Annotated in this window: 17 protein-coding genes; 8 read left to right on the forward strand and 9 right to left on the reverse strand. The window is 64.0% G+C overall.

Features of this window, described 5'->3' with window-relative positions:
• The first annotated feature begins 124 nt into the window (after positions 1 to 124).
• Positions 125 to 934: an IclR family transcriptional regulator gene (locus tag MOK15_RS20050; RefSeq protein ID WP_242933448.1), complete on the forward strand. Its 810-nt coding sequence runs from the start codon at positions 125 to 127 to the stop codon at positions 932 to 934.
• On the opposite strand, the gene MOK15_RS20055 is transcribed toward MOK15_RS20050, so the two are convergent.
• From MOK15_RS20055 to MOK15_RS20075, 5 genes are all read right to left on the reverse strand, one after another.
• The gene (locus MOK15_RS20055; protein ID WP_242933449.1) at positions 920 to 2,509 is read right to left on the reverse strand and encodes an SMP-30/gluconolactonase/LRE family protein; all 1,590 of its coding nucleotides are present in this window, start codon (positions 2,507 to 2,509) and stop codon (positions 920 to 922) included. The two genes, MOK15_RS20050 and MOK15_RS20055, sit on opposite strands and share 15 nt — an antisense overlap.
• Position 2,510: 1 nt before the next feature.
• Positions 2,511 to 3,926 (reverse strand): aldehyde dehydrogenase family protein, encoded by a 1,416-nt coding sequence (locus MOK15_RS20060; RefSeq protein WP_242933450.1) that lies wholly within the window; start codon positions 3,924 to 3,926, stop codon positions 2,511 to 2,513.
• Positions 3,927 to 3,970: 44 nt separating this feature from the next.
• On the reverse strand, positions 3,971 to 5,755 hold the full coding sequence (locus MOK15_RS20065) for a thiamine pyrophosphate-binding protein (RefSeq protein ID WP_242933451.1): 1,785 nt from the start codon (positions 5,753 to 5,755) through the stop codon (positions 3,971 to 3,973).
• Positions 5,752 to 7,128, reverse strand: a complete 1,377-nt coding sequence (locus tag MOK15_RS20070) for an aromatic ring-hydroxylating dioxygenase subunit alpha (RefSeq protein ID WP_242933452.1) — start codon at positions 7,126 to 7,128, stop codon at positions 5,752 to 5,754. Before MOK15_RS20070 ends, MOK15_RS20065 begins: the two co-directional genes overlap by 4 nt.
• Before the next feature lie 100 nt (positions 7,129 to 7,228).
• Complete coding sequence (locus MOK15_RS20075; protein WP_242933453.1) at positions 7,229 to 9,058, reverse strand: NAD(P)/FAD-dependent oxidoreductase; 1,830 nt, start codon at positions 9,056 to 9,058, stop codon at positions 7,229 to 7,231.
• A 158-nt stretch (positions 9,059 to 9,216) separates the two neighbouring features.
• Between MOK15_RS20075 and MOK15_RS20080 the strand changes: the two genes are divergently transcribed.
• Genes MOK15_RS20080 through MOK15_RS20090 form a run of 3 tightly spaced genes read left to right on the forward strand, consistent with a single transcriptional unit; the run spans position 9,217 to position 11,380 of the window.
• Positions 9,217 to 10,062 (forward strand): SDR family oxidoreductase, encoded by an 846-nt coding sequence (locus MOK15_RS20080; protein WP_242933454.1) that lies wholly within the window; start codon positions 9,217 to 9,219, stop codon positions 10,060 to 10,062.
• A gap of 9 nt (positions 10,063 to 10,071) precedes the next feature.
• Positions 10,072 to 10,917: an alpha/beta hydrolase gene (locus MOK15_RS20085; RefSeq protein ID WP_242933455.1), complete on the forward strand. Its 846-nt coding sequence runs from the start codon at positions 10,072 to 10,074 to the stop codon at positions 10,915 to 10,917.
• A 55-nt stretch (positions 10,918 to 10,972) separates the two neighbouring features.
• Positions 10,973 to 11,380, forward strand: a complete 408-nt coding sequence (locus MOK15_RS20090) for a LysR family transcriptional regulator (RefSeq protein ID WP_242933456.1) — start codon at positions 10,973 to 10,975, stop codon at positions 11,378 to 11,380.
• Here MOK15_RS20090 and MOK15_RS20095 read toward each other — a convergent pair.
• Together MOK15_RS20095 and MOK15_RS20100 are read right to left on the reverse strand one after the other, a co-directional pair.
• Positions 11,375 to 12,367 carry a cytochrome c peroxidase gene (locus MOK15_RS20095; RefSeq protein ID WP_242933457.1) on the reverse strand — a complete coding sequence of 331 codons (993 nt, stop codon included), beginning with the start codon at positions 12,365 to 12,367 and terminating at the stop codon, positions 11,375 to 11,377. The genes MOK15_RS20090 and MOK15_RS20095 overlap by 6 nt on opposite strands.
• Positions 12,364 to 12,897 carry a hypothetical protein gene (locus MOK15_RS20100; RefSeq protein ID WP_242933458.1) on the reverse strand — a complete coding sequence of 178 codons (534 nt, stop codon included), beginning with the start codon at positions 12,895 to 12,897 and terminating at the stop codon, positions 12,364 to 12,366. Before MOK15_RS20100 ends, MOK15_RS20095 begins: the two co-directional genes overlap by 4 nt.
• Before the next feature lie 79 nt (positions 12,898 to 12,976).
• On the opposite strand from MOK15_RS20100, the gene MOK15_RS20105 reads away from it, so the two are divergent.
• Entirely contained in the window at positions 12,977 to 15,112 is a 2,136-nt protein-coding gene (locus tag MOK15_RS20105; RefSeq protein WP_242933459.1) for a TonB-dependent receptor, read from the forward strand.
• Between the two features lie 58 nt (positions 15,113 to 15,170).
• Here the strand turns inward: MOK15_RS20105 and MOK15_RS20110 are convergent, their stop codons facing one another.
• Entirely contained in the window at positions 15,171 to 15,842 is a 672-nt protein-coding gene (locus tag MOK15_RS20110; protein ID WP_242933460.1) for an SDR family NAD(P)-dependent oxidoreductase, read from the reverse strand.
• A gap of 740 nt (positions 15,843 to 16,582) precedes the next feature.
• On the opposite strand from MOK15_RS20110, the gene MOK15_RS20115 reads away from it, so the two are divergent.
• Together MOK15_RS20115 and MOK15_RS20120 are read left to right on the forward strand one after the other, a co-directional pair.
• Positions 16,583 to 18,295 carry a thiamine pyrophosphate-requiring protein gene (locus MOK15_RS20115; RefSeq protein ID WP_242933461.1) on the forward strand — a complete coding sequence of 571 codons (1,713 nt, stop codon included), beginning with the start codon at positions 16,583 to 16,585 and terminating at the stop codon, positions 18,293 to 18,295.
• A 2-nt stretch (positions 18,296 to 18,297) separates the two neighbouring features.
• The gene (locus tag MOK15_RS20120; RefSeq protein ID WP_242933462.1) at positions 18,298 to 19,410 is read left to right on the forward strand and encodes an alpha-hydroxy-acid oxidizing protein; all 1,113 of its coding nucleotides are present in this window, start codon (positions 18,298 to 18,300) and stop codon (positions 19,408 to 19,410) included.
• Positions 19,411 to 19,426: 16 nt separating this feature from the next.
• Here MOK15_RS20120 and MOK15_RS20125 read toward each other — a convergent pair whose 3' ends face one another.
• Positions 19,427 to 19,921 (reverse strand): MarR family winged helix-turn-helix transcriptional regulator, encoded by a 495-nt coding sequence (locus MOK15_RS20125; protein ID WP_242933463.1) that lies wholly within the window; start codon positions 19,919 to 19,921, stop codon positions 19,427 to 19,429.
• 277 nt (positions 19,922 to 20,198) lie between these two features.
• On the opposite strand from MOK15_RS20125, the gene MOK15_RS20130 reads away from it, so the two are divergent.
• A complete protein-coding gene (locus MOK15_RS20130) occupies positions 20,199 to 21,599 on the forward strand; it encodes an aldehyde dehydrogenase (RefSeq protein WP_242933464.1) in 1,401 nt (466 codons plus the stop codon).
• Positions 21,600 to 21,650 lie beyond the last annotated feature (51 nt).

The raw sequence follows: 21,650 nt of genomic DNA on the forward strand, positions 1-21,650 counted from the left end.
ATGGCGGACCTGCCGCTTCGCCTCGACAAACGCCATGTCACGCCGACTCTATTGTTGTAAATTATGAATGATATTCTATATTTTGAATGATCGTCCATCGCCTGGGCGATGGAGAATATGGCAGATGACCGACCCTGTTCGAGCGCCCTCCCCCATCCGGAAGGTCGCGCGCACCATCAAGGAGAGCAAGGCGCCGGCCATTGCGCGAGCCGCCGCGATCCTGCGCCTGCTGGGACGGAGCGAACGGCCACTGGGCGTCCAGGCCATCGCCAAGGAACTGGGCCTGGTCCCATCCACCTGCCTCTATGTGCTGCGCGCGCTGGTGGAGGAGGAACTGGTATCCTTCGATCCCGATACCAAACGCTACGCGCTGGAGGCCGGGGTGCTGACGCTGGCGCGTCACTGGTTGCGGCGCGATCCGTTCAACGATCTTGCCCAGCCCCTGCTCGATCGGCTGGCGCAGCGCTTCGGCCTCACCATGCTGGGCGTGCAGGCTATGGGCCTGGATCATATGATCGTCGTCGCCATGGCCCAGTCGTCCAGCGGCTTCCAGCTCAGTACCCAGGTCGGCAGCCGGTTTCCCGCACTCATCAGCGCAACGGGACGCTGCATCGCCGCGTTCGGCGATTATCCGGAAGAGGAACTCAGACGCCGGTTCGACCAGTTGCGATGGGATGATCCGCCGCCCTTCGCAGACTGGATGGAGCAGTTGTGCCAGACACGCGCGCAGGGCTTCGCGATCGATGAAGGGCAATATATCGCAGGAGCCACGGTCGTGGCGGCTCCGGTCTGGAAGGGGCCGGGCCGCCCGGTCCATGCGCTGGTGGCCATCGGTATCGGCTCGGCGCTGCAACGGGACGGAGCGATGACGCAATTATCGGCAGCGTTGATGGAAGCCGCCCGCGCCCTGTCCGGTCAGCTAGGCGGGGCGTAGAAGGATCACGCTGCCTTCCGCATCGGCCGACAGATAGAGCGCCCCATCCGCGCCAGCGGCGATGCCAGCGAAATTAATCATCGGGCCAGCCATGTCGCCGATCGGCCCCAGATATTTGGGCTTTATGCCAAGGGGGGCGCCGACCGGCAGATTCTCCGCCAGCGTTTCGCGCGCACCTCCGGACAGCGAATAGCCAATCACGCACCTGTCACCCGTATCGACCACAAACAGCCGGTCGCCGCTAAGGGCCAGTCCTTCGGGACGGTTCAGGCCGTCGAGGACGATGTCGGTTCGTCCGCCCTTCAACCGGACGATACGACCCGCCCCGGCTTCCGCCACATACACATCCCCGTCATCCGAGACGGCCACCCCCATCGGTCCGTCCAGCCCGTCGGCCAATATATCGACCGATCCGCCGGCGGCGCTGAGCAGGCGTCCCGTCCCATATTCGGCGAAGATCACCGCACCGCCCGGCGCGACCGCCACGCCCATCAGCCGGTCATGGCCATGGGACAGGAAATCGCTCGCGCCTTCCGCGGGCCGATAACGCGCCACGCTGCCCGTGCCGGTGGTGACGACCCACTCCCCGGCCTGTGCGCCCGGTGCGACACCGCGCATATAGCCGGGGCAGCCGGGATAGAAAATCATACCGGCAAGGTCGGGCGCGCCACCGGGCCGCAGATGATAGCCGAACGTGCCGTCGGCCACGAACAATACGCCGTCCGCCCCCATGGCCAGACCCAGCGGCCACTGCAACGCACGCGGGACGATGGAGCGGACCTTCCCCGGTTCCACAATCTCGGTAATCTCACCGGGGATGCTGGACACGAAGATGCGGTCGCCGATGAAGGCGACATTGTCGAGACCCGGACCAATATCCGCCAATATCTCCCGCGTGCCGCTGACCGGGTCGATCCGCAGCACCTGGCCGCTGGCGACCTGGGTGGTGACGATCCGTCCCTTACTGTCGAACTTCACCGAATCGGGCACGCCCAGATCGCCCGCAACCACCTCATGCGCGCCAGTGTCGATGTCGACGCGCCATATCTGGTTGGCGCCCATGACCGGGACGTAGAGCTTGCCGTCCGGACCAACCTGGAAAGCATTGGCCATGGGTATGCCGTCCAGGATGACGCGCGGCGCGGCGCCATCGACAGGCAGTTCCAATATGCGGGCGCCCATCCGACACTCACCGGCGATCAGCCGTCCCTGATGCCAGGTGATGGGATTGGCAACGGGAATGTCCCCACGGATGACGCGCGCCTCTCCGCCCGGTGTGAGCATCGATACCCGGCCCTCGGTAATTTCGGTGAGGTAGAGATTGCCCGCTTCGTCAAATACCAGATCATCGGGGGCCACGATCGCCCCGCCCATCGGGCTGATGGTCGCGATGCTCCCGTCATCGACGTTGATCGCACTGACCTGACTGCCACCGACCTGCGCGACATAGAGCCGACCGTCGGGACCCGTCGACAGGCCATTCGCACCATAAAGGCGGCTGGGTGTCGTCAATCGCTCCAGCCCCCAGCCATCAGCCGCGGCCATGCCCTGCGGCGGGGTATAGCGCGCACTCATGTCAGGCGTAGCCAAGCATCGATTTGGTCTCCAGATACTCATGGAAACCGAACTCGCCCCATTCGCGGCCATTGCCGCTACGCTTGTAGCCGCCAAAGGGGGCGTGGAAGTCGAAACCGCCATTCATGCTGATCCAGCCAGTGCGCAGCCGCCGGGCGATCGCATGAACCGCATCCGTGTCGAGGCCGTTCACATAACCGGCCAGTCCAAAGGGGCTGTCATTGGCGATGGCCACGGCGTCGTCGATATCCGCATAGGGGATGATGACGAGGACCGGCCCGAAAATCTCCTCGCGCGCGACGACCATGTCGTTGGTGCCCAGGAAGACGGTGGGCCGGACGAACCAGCCGCGCTCCACCCCTTCGGGTCGCCCGGAGCCGCCGGCGACGAGGGTCGCCCCTTCCTCCAGTCCCTTGGCGATATAGTCCTGGACGATATTATATTGCGCCTTGGACACGACCGGCCCCATGGCGACCTCTCCCGCTGGATCGCCCACCGTGACGCCTTCGGCCGCCGCCTTCGCTACAGCCAGCGCGTCATCGATCCGCGCGCACGGCACGAGCAGGCGCGAGCCGGCGCTGCAGGTCTGGCCGGAATTGCCCATCATGCCGGTCGTCGCCGCCGCGACATTGTCGGCCAGGGTCGCGTCGTCCAGCACGATGAAGGCGCTCTTGCCGCCCAGTTCCAGCCCGACCCGTTTGACCGTGCGCGCGGCATCCTGCTGAATCTGGACGCCCACTGCTTCCGATCCGGTGAAGCTCACCATGTCGACATCCTCATGGGTCGACAAGGCCGTGCCGATGACACTGCCCTGCCCCTGGATCATGTTGAACACGCCCGCCGGCACACCGGCCGCATCAAGGATCTCGGCCAGTATCTGCGCCGAAAAAGGCGCGAGTTGCGGCGGCTTCAGGATCATGGTGCAGCCGGTCGCGAGCGCGGGGAAGACCTTCACACAGGTCTGGTTCATCGGCCAGTTCCACGGCGTGATGAGCGCGCAAACGCCGATCGGCTCGCGACGGATCAGCGTGCTCCCCCGCAGTTCCTCGAACGGGAAAGTCTCAAGCAGTTCGATCGCGGTCTGGAGATGCCCGGCGCCCAGGCCGACATGGAAACCATTGGCCAGGCCCGAAGGCGCACCCATCTCTTCGCGAATGGCCGCCCCCAGATCGGGAAGGCGCCGTTGATATTCGGCCTGTATCGCCTTGAGCAGGTCAAGGCGCTCTTCCCGCGTCGTTTCCGACCAGACCGGGAAAGCCTTGCGCGCGGCGGCGACCGCCTTGTTGACATCCGCGACCGAACCAAGCGCGATCGTGCCGGCTACCGCCTCGGTGGCGGGGTTGATGACATCCGCGGTCTTCGGATCGACCGGGGCGACCCATTGGCCGTCAATATAGAAGTTCCGATAGTCGCGCATGTCCACTCCTTCTCATCCTCCCCTGCAAAGGGAGGAACTTTTCGTTACTGCGTCCCCTCGGCATACCAGGTGCGGAACTCGGCATATTTCGGCATCTCTTCCGAATTGGCCTTGGGGTCGATCACGACATGAACCACACCCACCTTGCCGCTGGCATAGGCTCGCTCGATCGCCGGTTTGATGTCCTGCGCCCTGGTCACATATTCGCCGTGACCGCCAAACCCTTCGGCGATCTTGTCGAAACGGACGTCCTTGCTCCAATGGGTGCCGGTCTCTTCCGTGCCCTGGCCGAAGGTGCGCTTGTAGACGCCCACTTCCAGACCCCATTGATGATCGACGCCGACGACACAGACCAGCGGCAGCTTCTTGCGCGCGGCCACTTCCAGTTCGCCAATGTGGAACAGGAAGGAGGAGTCCGACGTGATGAGCATCCCCGGCCGCGTCACCCCCGTCGCCGCCTGATCCGCGAGCATCGCGCCGGTGGCATAGGGCAGGCCGGTGCCGATATGGCCGAAATTCTGGTTCCAGATCACGTCATGCGGCTTGCATTGCGAATAGGTCCACTGGAAGATCACACCTGCGCCGCCGTCGCGGATCAATATGCCATCCTTGGGGAAAGCCTGCGTCGCCTCCACCGCCAGACGGGCGGGATGGATTGCCAGTTCGCCGGTGCCGTCGCTCTTGGTCAGCGATTCCGCCGCCAGTTCGTCCAGTTCGGCCTGCCCTTCCTTCATGAACTTGGCGAGGCCCGGCGCAGGCGCGCGCGGCGTGTCCTTGAGCGCCGCCACCAGTTGCGGCACCACGCCGCGCAGGTCGCCGACCAGCGGCACGTCGATCGGGCGATTGACGCCGATCGCCGCAGGGTCCTGCTCGACATAGATCCACTTACGGATCGCCTCATTCTTCTGCCAGTAGCGCCACTTGCCGAAATGCACCGGCTCGCCCAGTTCCGTACCCAGCGCCAGCACCAGGTCGGATTCCGTCACCGCCTCGATCGAGGCGTTGGAGAAGACATATTGGAAGGTCCGGTCCTCCAGCCCCTTGATATAGCTGGTGCCGCCCGAAGTCTGGATCACCGGGCAGTTCATGAGGTCGGCCAGTTCCTTGACCGCCGCGCCGGAACGCGATGTGTGGACCGCATGACCAAGCAGCAGGATCGGGTTCTTCGCCGCCCGGATCAGCTCGGCCGCTTCCTTCACCCGGTCGATGTCCGCCCCCTGGTTGACCAGGCGGTAGCGTTCGGGCGCCAGCGGCGCGGGCAGGTCCAGCTCTTCCAGGATGATGTGGCTGGGATATTCGATATAGACCGGGCCAGGCGTGCCGCCCATCGCCTTGCGGATGCCCTCGCGGATCACCTCGTCGGTCTGGTCGGCATATTCGATCGATGCGGCATATTTCACCGAATTTTCAAACAGCGGCATTTGCTTGACGAACTGGATGCGGCCACGGCGGACACGCTGTTCGGTCACGCGGGCGCGCTGGCCCGACAGGAAGATGACCGGCGAATGTTCGACCAGCGCGCACTGGATGGCGGGCGCCATATTGGCGATGCCCGGCCCCAGCGTGCCGATGGCGACCGCGGGCTTGCCGGTGATGCGCGACGCGGCCTCGGCCATGAAGCCGGCGGCGGCTTCATGATGGGGGGCGACGACGGTCCAGCCGCGCCGCTCCGCCTCCAGGAACATATGCACGAAATTGGGATCGGGAATACCGAACAGGGTATTGATCCCCTCCGCCTCGAACAGGTCCAGCACGCGCTTGTAGACCGGGGTTCCCTGCTTGCCCGATGGAGTCACTGTCGTTGCGGGCTTGGGGTCGTCATAGCTCATTTCAGTAACCTCGGTGCGCCCGTACCCATGTACGCGGCTAGGTTGCGGTGGAAATTGGTGATCTTGCGTTCCTGATGCGGATTGGGCAGCGGCCCGCGGAAACCGCGCGACTTCATGCCCTTCTGCACCCACTCCATATTGGAGAAATCCTGCGCGAGGACCGAACCCCAGCCTTCTGCGGTCGGCTCGGTCTCTTCCCACTCGGTCGTCGGCTCCTCCCCTTCGGGGAAGCGCTCGATCGCATAGGATTCGAAAATGCACATATTGGGATCGTCGCCAAAGGGCCGCGTCCGGTAGCACAGCGCAAAGGTGATGCCGTGCAGCACCGACATGTTGGGAAAGACGTTCCAGGCCAGCCCCGCCTCGGACATGACCTCCGGCGGAATTTCCGGCCAGATCACCCCGCGCGCCGCGTCGTCCGCCTTGGCGGATTTCAGCCAGTGCGCGATGACATCGGACGCGGGCGTGCCTTCGGGCAGTTCGTCCACCAGCCGGCTGGCCGCGTTGACCAGCGTTTCGGTGGACGCGGCATAGTTCAGCGTCTCATAATTTTCGCGGATCAATTCATAGGTCGACCGGCGCGGATCGTCGCCCTTGCCCGCGCGCGTCACGCTGCTGCTCTGGCTCATGGCGAAGGCCGGGTCGCGCTGGTCGAAACCGCTCACGCCATGCAGGCCATAGGCCGCGCTGTAGGCGTAATAATCGCCATAGGCGAGCAACTGGCTATGCGTGCCCGCGACATGATAGGGTTCCATGAAGGCTTCGAGCGCGGTCTTCCAGTTGGCCGGATAAACCACCCATTTGCGCCATTTGTAGCGCATCTTGTCCAATTCGAAATGGGACAGGATGCGCCCTGCGTCGCCCAGAAATTCGGTCAGCGGTTCTGCGTGCTGATCCATATGGACCCAGATCCAGCCGCCCCAGATATCCACCCGAACCTCCGACAGGTGCGTGCATTCAGGCGTCAGCGCGCCCTGCCAGTCCTGCGGATCGAGGATATAGATGTTGTTGCCTTCCGTATCGAAGGTCCAACCGTGGAAGCCGCAGATGAAATTGCGCCTTTTGGTGCCGCGCACCGAATGAACATGGCGCGGGACATCGACCAACTGCCGCCCGCGATGGGGGCAGACATTGTGGAAAGCCTTCAACCGATCGGGCGCAACCCGGACGATGATGATCGAATCGTCGCATATGTCATAGGTCAGCCAGTCGCCAACCTCCGGCAGTTCCTCGACCCGCGCGGCCATCTGCCACACTTTGGGCCAAAGCTGCTCCTTCTCGGCCAAGGCATAGTCTTTCGACAGGAAGGCCTCGACCGAATAGGTCAGCGGCTTGGCCAGATCCTCGACATCGATGTTGGTCGGCTTGTTCACGCCATCCTCCCGCATCCTGCTCCGGCTTGCCAGGCTATCGCGATCGAGTGCGGGCGCCCAAGCGAAAGCGGGCGGACGAGCCACATCATCCCCCCGGCGATCACGACCGCAATTCCATTCCGGCCAGGTCGCCCTGCTCTCGCCAGTCGTTCAGCAGCGCCTGGAAAGCACCCCAGCCGGGGCCATAGCCGCGGAACAACGCCCAAGGCGCCTTCACCTGGCCTTCGTTGGTGAAATAGCTGGGCGTGCATTCGCGCTGGAAGGCGGATGTGTCCATTTCCGTCTCGGTGAAATGGCGGACATAATCGTCCTGCGCCACCTGTGTGGTTTCGACCGACAGCGCGCCTTTCGCCATCGTCGCCTGGATGACATGGGCGATATGTTCCGCCTGATAGCCGAATTGTTCGGTGACGCTGGCGTTCAGCCCTCCCTGGATATAACCGATGAAGAACTGGTTCGGAAAACCATGGGTCATGGTGCCGTGCAGCGTCTTCGGCCCTTCGGCCCAATGGTCATAGATGGACAGGCCATCGCGGCCCTCCACCACGTCGATGCCCCAGCGCCGTTTCAGTTCGCTCGTCACTTCAAAGCCGCTCGCGAAAATCAGGCAGTCGACCGGATATTCGACGCCATTCGACACGAAGCCGCTTTCGGTGATCGCTTCCAGCCCCCTGGAACCGGCTACGTCTATCAATTCGACATTGGGCTGGTTGAAAACGGCATAGAAGTCGTTGCTCGACAGCGGCCGTTTGCACAAAAAGCGATACCAGGGCTTGAGCGCTTCCGCCGTCGCCTTGTCCTCGACCATGGAATCGACGCGCGCGCGCAACCGCTCCATCACCCGGTAATCGACGACCTCGCGCCGCGCCATGAACTCTTCAAATGTCAGTTGCGGCCAGCCCGCAGCCTCCAGTTCGGCGGCAAGGTTACGCGCAATCTCGGTCCATATGTCGCAGATGAGGTCCGGTTCGCCAGGCGCGAAGAATTCCATCGCCGCGCGATGGAAATTGGCCTTGCGCTCCGCCTGCCAGCCGGGCTGAAGCGCGGCGGCCCAGTCGGGATCAGTCGGCGGATTGGGCCGCTCGTCCACGGTCGAGGGGGTGCGCTGGATAACATAGAGTTGCTTCGCGTGCCGGGCGATATGCGGCACCGCCTGGATCGCGGTGGCGCCGGTGCCGACGATGGCGACACGCTTGTCGGCCAGCTTGTCGAGCAGGGGCGCGGCATGGCTGCCGCCGGTATAATCATAGTCCCAGCGCGCGGTGTGGAAAATCTTCCCCTTGAACCGGCCGATCCCCTCGATGCCCGGCAGTTTGGGCATATTGAGCACACCGCAGCCCATGATGACGAAGCGGGCGCGGAACTCGTCGCCCCGGCTGGTGCCCACACGCCAGCGCTGTATCGCCTCATCCCATTTGAGCGAGGTGATGAGCGTATGGAACAACGCGCGATCGGCGAAACCGAACCGTTCCGCAATCAGCCGGCAATAGGCCTGGATCTCCGCTCCGTCCGCGAATTTCTTCGACGGCATGAAGCCGGTTTCCTCCAGCAGCGGCAGATAGCAATAGGCGTCATTGTCGCACTGGATGCCGGGATAGCGGTTCCAGTACCAGACGCCGCCGAAATCGCCGGCATGGTCGATGTTGCGGAAATTGGTGACGCCCTGCCGGGTCAGGTGATAGCCCGCCAGCAACCCGGCAAAGCCCGCGCCCAGCACCAGCACGTCCAGATCCTCGACAATCGGGTCGCGCGCCGCGACCGGCATGTGCGGATCGACATCATAGCTGTGAGTCGTATCGTCCGTCGTCGGCTGATACTGGCCCTGACCGTCGCTGCGCAGCCGTTTGTCGCGCTCTTCACGATATTTCTCGCGCAGCGCAGCGATGTCGAAACTGTCGGCAGCCGGCGTCCGCGTGGGATTGCAGCTCATATCCACTCCTGGTCTTGTCACCGGCACCTAATCAACAGGCCTGTCTACTTGCAACGTCGGCCAGGCTGTTAGCGCGGGAGCGATGTTTCCATCGCCGGGCTGTTTCGCGCTTCGAGCATCGGGCTAGGTTCGCTCCGCAAAAAGGAGAGGAATCGAGCATGGCGCAGCAGCTCATCGACTTCACGGGACGAACGATCATCGTCACCGGCGCGGCAGGCGGCGGCATCGGCACGGCCACGACCCGAATGCTGGCGCAGGCGGGAGCGACCATTATCGCCGCCGGGCGCACGCAGGAAAAATTCGACGCGAACATCGCGCCGCTGATCGCCCAGGGCCTGCCCATCGTGCCCGTGATCGCCGATGTCGGCACGGATGAGGGCGTGGCGCGGGTGATGGAGGCCGCGCTCGCCGCACCGGGCACGCTTCATGGTCTCGCCAATGTGGCGGGCGGCGCCGCGCCGCAGACCTGGATGCGGGCCGAGCGCGTCACCCGCGCCGATTGGCGCGCGCTGTTCGAGCAGAATCTGGAAACGATGTTCTTCATGAGCCAGGCGGTCGCGCGCGAACTGCGCGCACGGGGCCTGCCAGGTGCGATCGTCGGGGTTTCCTCCATCAGCGGGATGAACACCGCCCCTTATCATGTCGCCTATGGCACGGCGAAGGCGGCGATCGTCGCGGCGACGCGCACGCTGGCGACCGAACTGGCGCTCGACAATATCCGCGTCAACACGATTGCCCCCGGCACGACCATCACACCGGGTTCGGGCGCCTATATTGACGAGGATGCCGCACGCGACCAGGCGGCGATCGCCATGGGCCGCCGCGCCCAGCCGGAAGAGCAGGCGGGGGCCATCGCCTTCCTCCTGTCCGACCTGTCGAGCTACATCACCGGCCAGACCATCCTGGTCGATGGCGGGCTGAACCTCAAATGGACGCATCTGGGCGCCGACAATACGTCGCTTTTCCTCAAGAATGAGGATTTCCGCGCGGCCATTAAGCGCTAAAGGTCGGGCATGAGTGAAATCGAACGTCTGACTTTGCGTGGCACCAACGTGGACCTGGCCGCCGATGCGATCGGACCGGCCGATGGCCAGCCCGTCCTGTTCCTGCATGGCAGCGGGCAGACCCGGCAGAGCTGGGGCAAGGCACTGCTGGAAGCGGCACGCCATGGCTATCGCGCGATCAGCATGGACCTGCGCGGCCATGGCGACAGCGGCTGGTCGCCCGATGGTCAATATAGCCTGACCGTCTTTGCCGACGATCTGCGAACGGTGCTGGCCGCCCTCGACCAGCCGCCCGTCATCGTCGGCGCGTCGCTCGGCGGCCTGGTGGCGATGATCGTCGCGGCAGCCGATCCATCGGCGATCCGCGCGCTGGTGCTGGTCGACATCACCGCCCATGTCGACATGGATGGCGCCCAGGAAGTGATCGCCTTCATGAGCGCGGGCGCCGACGGCTTCGCATCGGTCGAAGATGCTGCCGATGCGGTCGCCGCCTATCTACCCCATCGCGAACGGCCGGCCAGCAGCAAGGGGCTAGCGCGCAATCTGCGGCTGCGCGACGGCCGCTATTACTGGCACTGGGACCCCGCCTTCATGTCGATGGGCGCTGATCCCAAGCAGCAGGCCGAGGGACCGAGCGTGCTGGAGATGGCGGCGCGCGACCTCACCATCCCGACCCTGTTGATCCGCGGCGGCCGTAGCCGGATCGTGACGGAAGAAGGCGCGCGCGCCTTCATGGAACTGGTTCCCCATGCCGATTATGTCCATATCGACGGGGCGCATCACATGGTGGCGGGTGACGCCAATGATGCCTTCAACGACGCGGTCATTGCCTTCGTCGACCGGCAGGCAGGATAGACGGACGCGCAGGGCATTGACGGGACGGGAAAAGCGCGGTGGCGCCCGCTGAGCCATGCGCTATTGTGCGGACATGGCTTGCGCATCGTCACTCAAGATCAAGGTCCAGCTCTATAGCGGCACGGAAATCGCCATGGGACCGGGCAAGGCCGACCTGCTCGACGCCATCCGGACGCACGGCTCCATTTCGGCGGCGGGGCGGGCGATGGGGATGAGCTATCGCCGGACCTGGCTGCTGGTCGATGCCATGAACCGCTGCTGGCAGGAGAAGCTGGTCGATACGGTGCCGGGCGGCGGGCGCGGGCGCGGCGCGCATGTCACCCCGGCGGGGGAAGCGGTGCTGGCCGCCTATCGGGCGATGCAGACGGCAGCGACTGACGCCGCCGGTCCGGGCGCAGCGCCCTTGCTCGACACGATGCTGCGCGATACCCCGCTGACGCCCGATGGCGCGCCATCCTCATAGCGGTTTGCCGCAGGCGCGATCCGGCCGGGACAGGCGCGGATCGGCGATGAAGTCCGGGTCGGTCAGGCTATCGAAGAACGCGAGGAGCGCCGGCATGTCCGTGACCGGCACAGCAACCGGATGCCGCCGGATCGCGGCCTCCAGCGTCGCGGCCCTGCCGTCATGCCACCAGGGTCCCGTCAGGGCGACATTGCGCAGCGAGGGCGTCCGGAAGCGTCCCGCATCGTCGGGCCGGCCCGTCTGCTCGATCAGGCCGGGATCGGACGGCTGGGCCGGTTCCAACTGATGATAATTCATGCCACCGAAGTTCACACCGTCATGGCAGCTCGTGCAGCCCCGCGCCTGGAACAGCCGCGCGCCCTCCACAGCCAGCGGCGAGAGCGCGATGCGATCTCCAGCCTGATAACGGTCATAGGCGCTATGATAGGATATCATCGTCCGTTCGAACGCGGCCAGCGCGGCCGTGACGCTGCCGGTATCGATCCGCCCCTGTCGTTCAGGAAAGGCGCGGGCGAACATCGCGCGATAGCAGCGGTCGGCGCCCAGCCGCCGAGTAAATTCCGCATCCCGGCCCTTCATCCCCATTTCCTCCGGCCGTTCGCCGAACAGCGGCACCAGCGCCTGCGCCTCCAGCGTGGTGATCGCGGGATCGGCAACGGTCAGTCGCGCGAACCAGCCGACATTGGCCAGGCCCGGCACATTGCGCCGCCCTGCCCCGCCATGGACGCCCGGCCGGGTCGCATTGCCATCGGCGAAGGCGCGCTTCTGCTCATGGCATCCCGCGCAGGCAAGCGTGCCGTCCGCCGACAGATCGGCGTCATAAAAAAGGCGACGGCCCAGCTCCACCTTGGCCGCGCTCATCCCATTGTCCGCCGGCACGACCGGCGCGACGACGCCCTGGGGCAGATCCCAACGCCAGACGGGCGCCGCAGCGACCAGCAATAACAGCGCCGTCGTGTACAACGTCGCGTACAGCAAGGCCCTCACGACAAAGGCGTCACCAGCAGCGTCACCTTGTCCGATCCATTGGCAGCGATCTGAAGCACATAGTCGCCCGGCTCGAGCGCATAATCGACCATCTTGCGGATGCCCGAACAGTCCGGTCCATGCCCGTGCGCGGTCGAGATCGACGCCTTCCCGTCCCGCACCACATCGACCCATGCCGGGGTGCTGAGCGCCACGCGCCACGTCCCCGCCTGGGCGACGGTGAACCGCGCCAGACCGCCATAGCTGACGCTGCCGCCCGGTTTTTCCGGCCGCAACGGATAGGCGACCTTCGGCGTCGCCAGCAGGGACATCGCCACCGCCTGCGCCGGCGTCAGCGTCGCGGCCGCCAGCGTCTTGCGTTCACCTGCAGCCTGCAACGGCTTCGCATTGGGCCAGGACGCAAGCGCCGGCGGCAGGTCGGCGGGGGCGCTACAGGCTGCGGCAGGCACTTGGGCCATTTGCGCGGACGCACCACTGCCCCCGGCAAGCAGCGCAAAGGACAGGGCCAGCAAAGACGATAACCGAAGCATGAGGGGCTTTCCTCCCGATCGCGAAACTATATATCGCCAGATATAGCGAGTCGAACGACCAAAATAGGGGGAAAATCACATGCGTATCGCCTTGACCTGCTTATTGGCAGCAGGCTCCATCCTCGCGTCCGCCGCCCATGCCCAGGATGCCGCGCCCGAAGCGAGCGATCGCTTTTCCCTTGGCCAGATCATCGTCACCGCGCCGCGCACCGAAGGGATCGGCATCGACAGCACCACACTCTCTTCCGACGCCATCTACAGCTTCAGCCGCACCGCGCTGGATGACGCCATCAACCTGATGCCCGGCGTGTCGTCCGGCAACAGCGGCGGCACGCGCAACGAAAGGCTGGTCTTCGTGCGGGGCTTCGACCGGTTCCAGGCGCCGCTTTCGATCGACGGCATTCGCGTCTACCTGCCCGCCGACAACCGGCTCGACTATGGCCGCTTCCTGACCACCGACATCGCCGAAGTGCAAGTGGCGAAGGGCTATGCCTCCGTTCTGGACGGCCCCGGCGCCATGGGCGGCGCCATCAACCTGGTCACGCGCAAGCCGACCAAGGAACTGGACATCGACGTGCGTGGCACGGTCAATTTCGACAATGACACCGACTATGCCGGCTATTCGACCTCCGCCATGGTCGGCACCCGCCAGGACAAATGGTATGCGCAGGCCAGCTACGCCCGCAGCTTTACCGATCATTGGAACCTGCCACACGGCTTCACCGCCCAGGTGCCTTCGCTGGAGGATGGCGGCGCGCGCGATTTTTCCCGGACGCAGGATTGGCGCGTCAATGCGAAAGTCGGCTTCACCCCCAACGCCACCGACGAATATGCGCTCAGCTACACCCATCAGGAAGGATCGAAGAACGCGCCGCTGCACGTCAGCGACACGGTGACGACCGCGCGTTTCTGGGACTGGCCGTCCTGGGACATCAGCAGCATCTATTTCCTGTCGACCACGGCGCTGGGCGACCGGGCGACGCTGAAAACTCGTGCCTATTACAACAAGTTCGATTCGATCCTGCGCTCCTTCAACGACCGCAGCCAGACGACGCAGAGCCGCCCCTATGCCTTCGATTCTCCTTATGAGGATCGTGCCTGGGGCGGGTCGGCGCAACTGGATTTCGCGGCGAGCGATGCGGACACGCTGCGCCTCGCCTTCCATTATCGCCATGATCGCCATGTCGAGTTTCAGACCAGCTTCTCGACCGCCGGCGTGCCCGCTACCGAACCGCGCCAGACCCAGACCGAGGAGACCTTCTCCGCCGCGCTGGAAAATGAATTGAAACTCAGCCCCGACCTGACCTTCACGCTCGGCGGTAGCTTCGACTGGCGCAATCTCATCAGGGCGGAGGAATATGGCGCGCCGCTCGGCACGTCGGGCGCATCGGTGCTCTATAATTATCCGCGCCGCGATGCCGACACCTGGAACCTGCAGGGGCGTTTCGACTGGCGGGCGAGCGAGGCGCTCACGCTCCATGCCAGCCTCTCCTCACGCGCGCGCTTCCCCACCATCTTCGAACGGTTCAGCCAGCGTTTCAACACCGCCATCCCCAATCCCGCGCTCAAGGCCGAGCGCGCGACCAACGCGGAAATCGGCGGCAGCTGGGCGCAGGGCAAGCTGCGTCTGGAAGGCGCGCTCTTCTACAGCTGGGTCGACGATGCGATCTTCAGCGTGCTGACGCCCGCCTATCCCTGCACCGCATCGACCACGCCACCCGCCGTCGCCCGGCCCGGCTGTGCGCTCACCAATCTGACGCAAAGCCAGAATGTCGGCAGCGGCCATTATTATGGCGTGGAATTGTCGGTGTCCGCGACGCTATTGCCCGGCCTGGACGTCGGCGCCAACTATACCGGCATCAGGCGCAAGCTCGACTATGCTGCAAACCCCGCCTTCCAGCCGGTCGGCGTACCGACGCACAAGGGCTTCGTCTGGGCGGACTGGTCGCCGTTGGACAGGCTCCACATCATACCCAGCGTCGATCTGGCGTCGAACCGCTGGACGCTGTTCACCGCGACGACCGCCAGCCAGCCGCAACGCTATTACCGTACCGGCGCCTATGCGAATGCGGGCCTGCGGATCGATTATGCGCTGACCGATCATGTCGACATCGGCATCGGCGGACGTAATCTGTTCGACGATTATTACACGCTGACCGACGGCTTCCCGGAACCGGGCCGGACGCTCTTCGCCAGCCTCCGCGCGCGCTATTGAGCCTGTGCGGTCATCGCGGGTACCTTCCGACAGCGCCCGCGATGGCCGGCGTGGAACCTTATACCCTTCCCGTCACCGGGATGAGAGCACCCGTGATTGCCCGCGCTTCCGACGACAGGAGGAAGGCCGCCACTGCCGCCAGTTCCTCCGGAGCTACCCAGCGGGCAAAATCCGCATCGGGCATGTCCCTGCGGTTGGCGGGGGTGTCGATGATGCTGGGCAACAATGCGTTCACTCGCACGCCCTCATCCTTATGCTCTTCCGCCAGTGCCTCGGTCAGACGGGCCACGCCGGATTTGGATGCGGCATAGGCGCCCATCCCCGCGGCTGCCTTGACTGACGCCGCCGCGCCGATATTGACGATCGCTCCCTTGTTCGCCCGCAACAGGGGCAAGAGCGACCGGCTGGCGATCAGCGCCGTCCGCACATTCATGGCATAGAGCCGATCCCACGTCTCCACGCTGCCGTCCGCCACGGTTTCCCAAGCAAAGCCGCCCGCAATATTGACCAGCCCATCCAGGCGGCCCAGCTCGCTTTCGATCCGGGCAGCCGCATCGGCCATTGCCGTTTCGTCGCTCAGGTCCACGCCACCCAGCGCGAGCGCCAGTCCCGGCGTCGCGACATCGGCCAGATCGATCCCCACGACGGACCATTGCGCTGCGCGCAAATGCTCCACCACCGCACGCCCCAGGGCGCCCGCCGCCCCCGTCACTGCCACAACGCCCTTCATCGCCTTCTCCTTTTCCCGACAGCTGGAGGAAGGACGGCTGCGCCACCCCCCTGCCCTGCCGACTAGTCGATTGATTTTGATATTCGAGAGCTACCTAGCCTCAAGCGGTATCGAGTGTCAGAAGAGCTTTCGGCCGGGCGACCTAAGCGATTGATTTCGCAGCAAAATCATAAACTTAAGAATTCGCCATGGGCAGCATTAGCATGCTTTCAATTCGTGGAATAGGCTGGACGGCGATGGACGTAGTGATTTGAGTGCTCGTGCGGTCCAGTGCATCTGATCTTGGGACATTCGCGACAGTCAGCTTCTGAACACAAATCTGCGAATGCGGCCGTTCCGCTATCATCATGTCTGCGATCGGAACTACTTTCGGTTTGGGCGTCCGCAGAATACAGCTCCGCTTTCCCGGTTTGAAACTCAGGGACGAAAGTGCTCCAGATGGCTCGCTTCTGCAGTTTCCATAGCCCGTGCCTTGCATCCGCCCATGAGTTGCTTTTAGTTTGATATCCAACTAGTATGACTCGGGAGAAGAAGCAAACGGGGGAATTGATGCCGTCGCCAGGGTCCGTGTCGCTGCGATTTGCCTTGGGTGACGGGCCGTCACCGCGCGATTCCACCCGGCCTAGGCGGACAAAAGGCGGTATCCTCTGCGACCACCCCTTCCTGTCCCGTCTCACACTCGGCCAACTCAATGAATTCGCCCCTCGTGCCGATGCACAAATAGAAAGTTCGTTTTAATCATGTATACGACATCGAGCGCTTTTCTGGACGCACTGATCGAACATGGCGTTTCGTATATCTTCGCCAATCTTGGCAGCGATCATCCTGCGTTGGTGGAAGCCATCGCGGAGGCGCGCGCGCAGGGGCGAAAAATCCCCGAGGTCGTGACTTGTCCCAATGAAATGGTCGGCATGAGCGTCGCGCACGGTTTCTGGCAGACTAGCGGTGAGCCACAGGCCGTAGTGGTGCATGTCGAATGCGGCACCCAGGCCTTGGCCGGCGCGGTGCATAATGCGGCCAAGGGCCGGGCGCCGATGCTGATCTTCGCCGGCGCGTCGCCCTTTACCCAAGAAGGCGAGCTTAAAGGAAGCCGGAACGAGTTCATCCAGTGGATACAGGATGTGCACGACCAGCGCGGCCTTGTTCGGGGCTATATGCGCTATGACAGCGAAATCCGCACCGGCCGGAATGTCAAGGATCTGGTCCACAGAGCCTTCCAATTCGCCCAGTCGGAACCCCAAGGGCCCGTCTATTTGATGGGCGCGCGCGAAGTGATGGAGGAGGAGGTCGAGCCGAAAGCCGACCAGTCGGCAGCCTGGCGCCCGATCGAGCCCGCCGCGCTCACGCCCGAAGCCCTTGACGACATCGGCCGCGCCCTGCTGACGGCCAGACGCCCCCTGATTGTCACCTCTTTTGCGGGACGCGATCCCGCAGCGGTGCCTGCGCTCGTCAGGCTGTGCGACGCGCTGGGGATAGGCGTTCTGGAATCCGTGCCCAATGCGATGAATTTTCCGCACGATCACCCCCTCTATCTGGGCAATCAATGGAACCAGCCGGTCCAGAATGCGGACCTCGCCGAAGCCGACGTCGTCCTGGTGATCGACAGCGACGTGCCCTGGATCCCCACCGTGTCGCGCCCTTCGCCCTCCGCGCGTATCTTCCACATCGACGTCGATCCGCTCAAGGAGCAGATGCCGCTATGGCACGTCCCGGCGCAGCGCGTCTGCCGCGCCCAGGCGGCCACGGCATTGGGCCAGCTCTCTGCATGGCTGGAGGGTCAATCCATCGATCCGGCGCAAGTAGAAGACCGGAAGATGCATTATGCGGCGCGTCATGCCGACCGCGACCGGGCGCTGGCGGAACTGGAGGCCGCGCCTGTCGGCAAGATCACGCCGGAATATTTCCTGTCCCGGCTGCGCGCCGCGCAGGATGACAGCATGATTTTCGTGAACGAGGCCATTTCCAACTATCCCAACGTCTTCAACCACCTGTCGCTCAATCGACCGGGCGCTATTCACACCAGCGGCGGCGGCTCGCTCGGTTGGAACGGCGGCGCCGCCATCGGCGTGAAGCTCGCACGTCCGGACGCCACCGTGGTCGCCCTGACGGGAGACGGGTCCTTCATGTTCACCGTACCCAGCTCCGTCCACTGGATGGCGCGCCGGTACGAAGCGCCGTTCGTCCAGATCATCTTCAACAACCGGGGCTGGAAATCGCCCAAGCTCTCCACCCTCGCCGTCCATCCCGAAGGATATGCGGCGCACGCCGAAAGTCTCGACACCTCCTTCGACCCCGCCCCGGATTATGTCGGGATCGCGACAGCCGCCGGCAATGGATGGGGTCGGCAGATCAAGGATCCTGCGGAAATAGACAGCGCCATCGCCGAGGCTTTGCGGGTCGTGAGAGAAGAGCGTAAATGCGCCATATTGGACGTCTGGCTGGATCATCACTGAAGATGAAGCGAGGGCTGTTCACGATCGAGGATTATCGACGCGAGGCGCGGCGGCGCCTGCCCCATATGGTTTTCGATTATCTTGAAGGCGGCGCGGGCGACGAACGCGGGCTAGAACGGAACATTGCGGCCTTTTCGCGAACGCTGCTTCAACCGAGACGACTGGTCGACGTGTCCCTCCGCAACCAGTCGGTGGCGCCGTTCGGCCACCCTTGGGCCAGCCCTTTCGCGATCGCACCAATGGGTCTCAACTCCGCGATCTGGCCGGGCGGTGACCTGATCCTCGCCAGGGCCGCTGCCCGGGCGGGCATCCCCTTCTGCCTGTCGACCGCGGCCAACGCCACGGTCGAAGAAATCGCCGCAGCGACGGACGGGGAATTGTGGTTTCAACTCTATGTGGTCCAGAGATCGCTGGCGGACCAGCTGGTGCGTCGCGCCGAGGCGGCGGGATGCACCACGCTTGTCCTGACCGTCGATGTCGCCACAAATGGCGACCGGATAAGGGACAAACGATCGGGGTTCGGCATTCCGTTCCACTATTCGCCGCGGATCATCTGGGATGCGGCGACCCATCCCCGATGGTCCGTGGCGCAGCTGATGCACGGCTTTCCCCAACTAGCGCATTTTGCAGGGGGATCGAATGATATCGAGGCGCAGGCGGCGCTGATGTCGAGGCAGATGGACGCCAGTTTCGACTGGGATGCGCTCAGCCGTTTGCGCGACCTGTGGAAGGGCACCCTGCTGGTCAAGGGCATCATGCGGAGCGACGATGCGGCGCAATGCGAGGCACGCGGCGTCGATGGCCTGATCGTGTCCAACCATGGCGGTCGCCAGCTCGAAGATGTGCCCGCGACCATCGACATTCTGCCGTCGATCCGAAGCGCGTGCACTATTCCTCTGCTGATCGACAGCGGAGTGCGCAGCGGCGCGGACGTGATCAAGGCTCTGGCCAAGGGTGCTGCCGGTGCCCTGATCGGGCGCCCGCTGCTGTACGGGCTTGCGGGGGGCGGGACGGGCGGCGTCGATGCCGTTCTTCAGATCATCCGGCAACAGGTCGACAACACGCTCGCTCTTGTCGGCCACCTGAATGCTGGCACTCTGTGTAAAGCGATATGACAGCAAATCGGCATCCTCAAGGACGCTGTTTCAACTCTTCCGCCAGCTTTTTGAGTATCTGAAGGAACATCACCCGGTTGTCGCTTCCGACGATACGATCGATTTCTTTGTCATGGGCCAGGGCATGCGATTCCAGCTGCCTTAGCTGTTCCCCACCCGCTGCGCTCAGTATGAGCCGGACGTTGCGTCGATCGGTTTCGTCCCGCGTTTTTTCGACCAGTCCAGCTTTCCCGAGTTCGCGAAGCGATGCGGTCAGAGTGGATTTGTCTCTTCCCGTCGCTAGGCTGAGTTCGGTCTGGTTTATGCCGGGATTATCATTGATGATCTTCAGGAGCGAATACCAGCCGGGCCAGATGCGCGTGTCCCCTACCATGCGCGCATAGGCGGCAAAGGATGCCTCCTGGGCAAGACGAAGATGATACCCAACGACGTTGTCCAGGCCGCCAGTCCCGATCACGGTCGGGACCTTGTCGCCTGCCTTTTTCTTCCCTCGTGACGAACCGCTGTTCATTCACCCCCCCTGAGCTTCCTGTTCTTGGTGACAACCGCGCGACCAAAGCCATGCCGTATGCGCATGCATCCGATCCCACGCAAGCCCCACCACGTCGGTCATTCCTCTAGCCGCACAGGACAGCCAGGGACTTCGCGATCGATCGAGGCGACCAGATATAGCATCCCTGCCGACGCTGTCAGTCTAGCACAGCGAGCCTCGCCCGTCAGATATTGGTTTGATATAAAACTGTATGGCGCTAAAAGTGCGCGGAGAGAGACGAGCCAGGAGAAGGTCGATGCCTAGTTTCACCCGTATGAACCCGGTTACCGGGGATGTCGCCTCCAATGCCGAAGCCATGACGGTGGATGCCGTCCGTGCCATCGCGGCCAATGCCGGCCGCGCCTTTCCACAATGGGCTTCGGTCGGCCCTAACGCCAGGCGCGCCATATTGAACAAGGCTGCCGACGCCCTGCTCGCCAGAGAGGACGCTTTCGTCGATGCGATGATGGGCGAAATCGGCGCAACCCGCGGCTGGGCACTGTTCAACCTGACACTGGCTGCCTCCATCGTGCGGGAAGCCGCCGCGCTCACCACGCAGATCGCGGGAGAGGTCATCCCTTCGGACAAGCCTGGGTGCCTGTCGATGGCGCTCAAGGAGCCGGTTGGCGTCATCCTGGGTATCGCGCCGTGGAACGCGCCGATCATCCTTGGGGTGCGCGCGATCGCAGTGCCGCTTGCCTGCGGCAATGCCGTGATTTTGAAGGCGAGCGAAATCTGCCCCCGTACCCATGCCCTGATCATCGAGGCTTTCGCCGAGGCAGGATTTCCCGAGGGGGCAGTCAATGTCGTCACCAACGCGCCGGAGGATGCGGGCGATGTGGTGGGCGCGCTGATCAACGCGCCGGAGGTGAAACGCATCAACTTCACCGGATCCACCCATGTCGGGCGGATCATCGCCAAGCGTGCGGCGGAGCATCTCAAGCCCTGCCTGCTGGAACTGGGCGGAAAGGCGCCGCTGCTGGTGCTGGAGGATGCCGATCTGGATGAAGCGGTGAAGGCCGCCGCCTTCGGCGCCTTCATGAACCAGGGACAGATCTGCATGTCGACTGAGCGGATCATCGTGGTCGATGCGGTGGCGGACGCCTTTGCCGAAAAATTCGCGACCAAGGTGCGCTCGATGCACACCGGCGATCCCCGCGAGGGCAAGACACCGCTGGGCGCTGTTGTCGACCGCAAGACCGTGGATCATGTCAATGGACTGATCGGCGATGCGGTGGAAAAGGGCGCGCGTTTGATCGTGGGCGGTGCGGCGGACAGCGTGCTGATGCCCGCCACCGTCGTGGATGGCGTCACTTCGGCGATGAACCTCTATCGGGATGAGAGCTTCGGGCCAGTCGTCGCGATGATCCGCGCCCGTGACGTCGATCATGCCGTGGAACTCGCCAATGACAGCGAATACGGTCTTTCCGCAGCTGTGTTCACGCGCGACACTGCCATGGGGCTTTCGGTCGCGCGGCGCATCCGGTCGGGCATCTGCCATGTCAACGGGCCTACCGTGCATGACGAGGCGCAGATGCCCTTTGGCGGCGTGGGCGCCTCGGGCTATGGCCGCTTTGGCGGGCGGCAGGGCGTTGATAGCTTCACCGAGACACGCTGGATCACCGTCGAAACACAGCCCGGTCATTTTCCGATCTGATCTGATGACGGGGCGGCTGACACCGCCCCGTCATCAGCGCACCGCAAAGGC

The sequence above is a fragment of the Sphingobium sp. BYY-5 genome (genome assembly GCF_022758885.1).
Lineage (GTDB): Bacteria > Pseudomonadota > Alphaproteobacteria > Sphingomonadales > Sphingomonadaceae > Sphingobium.

Coding starts and splice junctions, on each gene's coding strand:
- MOK15_RS20055 (WP_242933449.1), bottom strand. CDS start 2,509: ATGAGTGCGCGCTATACCCCGCCGCAGGGCATGGCCGCGGCTGATGGC.
- MOK15_RS20125 (WP_242933463.1), bottom strand. CDS start 19,921: ATGAACAGCGGTTCGTCACGAGGGAAGAAAAAGGCAGGCGACAAGGTC.
- MOK15_RS20130 (WP_242933464.1), top strand. CDS start 20,199: ATGCCTAGTTTCACCCGTATGAACCCGGTTACCGGGGATGTCGCCTCC.
- MOK15_RS20050 (WP_242933448.1), top strand. CDS start 125: ATGACCGACCCTGTTCGAGCGCCCTCCCCCATCCGGAAGGTCGCGCGC.
- MOK15_RS20100 (WP_242933458.1), bottom strand. CDS start 12,897: ATGCTTCGGTTATCGTCTTTGCTGGCCCTGTCCTTTGCGCTGCTTGCC.
- MOK15_RS20065 (WP_242933451.1), bottom strand. CDS start 5,755: ATGAGCTATGACGACCCCAAGCCCGCAACGACAGTGACTCCATCGGGC.
- MOK15_RS20120 (WP_242933462.1), top strand. CDS start 18,298: ATGAAGCGAGGGCTGTTCACGATCGAGGATTATCGACGCGAGGCGCGG.
- MOK15_RS20080 (WP_242933454.1), top strand. CDS start 9,217: ATGGCGCAGCAGCTCATCGACTTCACGGGACGAACGATCATCGTCACC.
- MOK15_RS20060 (WP_242933450.1), bottom strand. CDS start 3,926: ATGCGCGACTATCGGAACTTCTATATTGACGGCCAATGGGTCGCCCCG.
- MOK15_RS20105 (WP_242933459.1), top strand. CDS start 12,977: ATGCGTATCGCCTTGACCTGCTTATTGGCAGCAGGCTCCATCCTCGCG.
- MOK15_RS20075 (WP_242933453.1), bottom strand. CDS start 9,058: ATGAGCTGCAATCCCACGCGGACGCCGGCTGCCGACAGTTTCGACATC.
- MOK15_RS20115 (WP_242933461.1), top strand. CDS start 16,583: ATGTATACGACATCGAGCGCTTTTCTGGACGCACTGATCGAACATGGC.
- MOK15_RS20085 (WP_242933455.1), top strand. CDS start 10,072: ATGAGTGAAATCGAACGTCTGACTTTGCGTGGCACCAACGTGGACCTG.
- MOK15_RS20090 (WP_242933456.1), top strand. CDS start 10,973: ATGCGCTATTGTGCGGACATGGCTTGCGCATCGTCACTCAAGATCAAG.
- MOK15_RS20110 (WP_242933460.1), bottom strand. CDS start 15,842: ATGAAGGGCGTTGTGGCAGTGACGGGGGCGGCGGGCGCCCTGGGGCGT.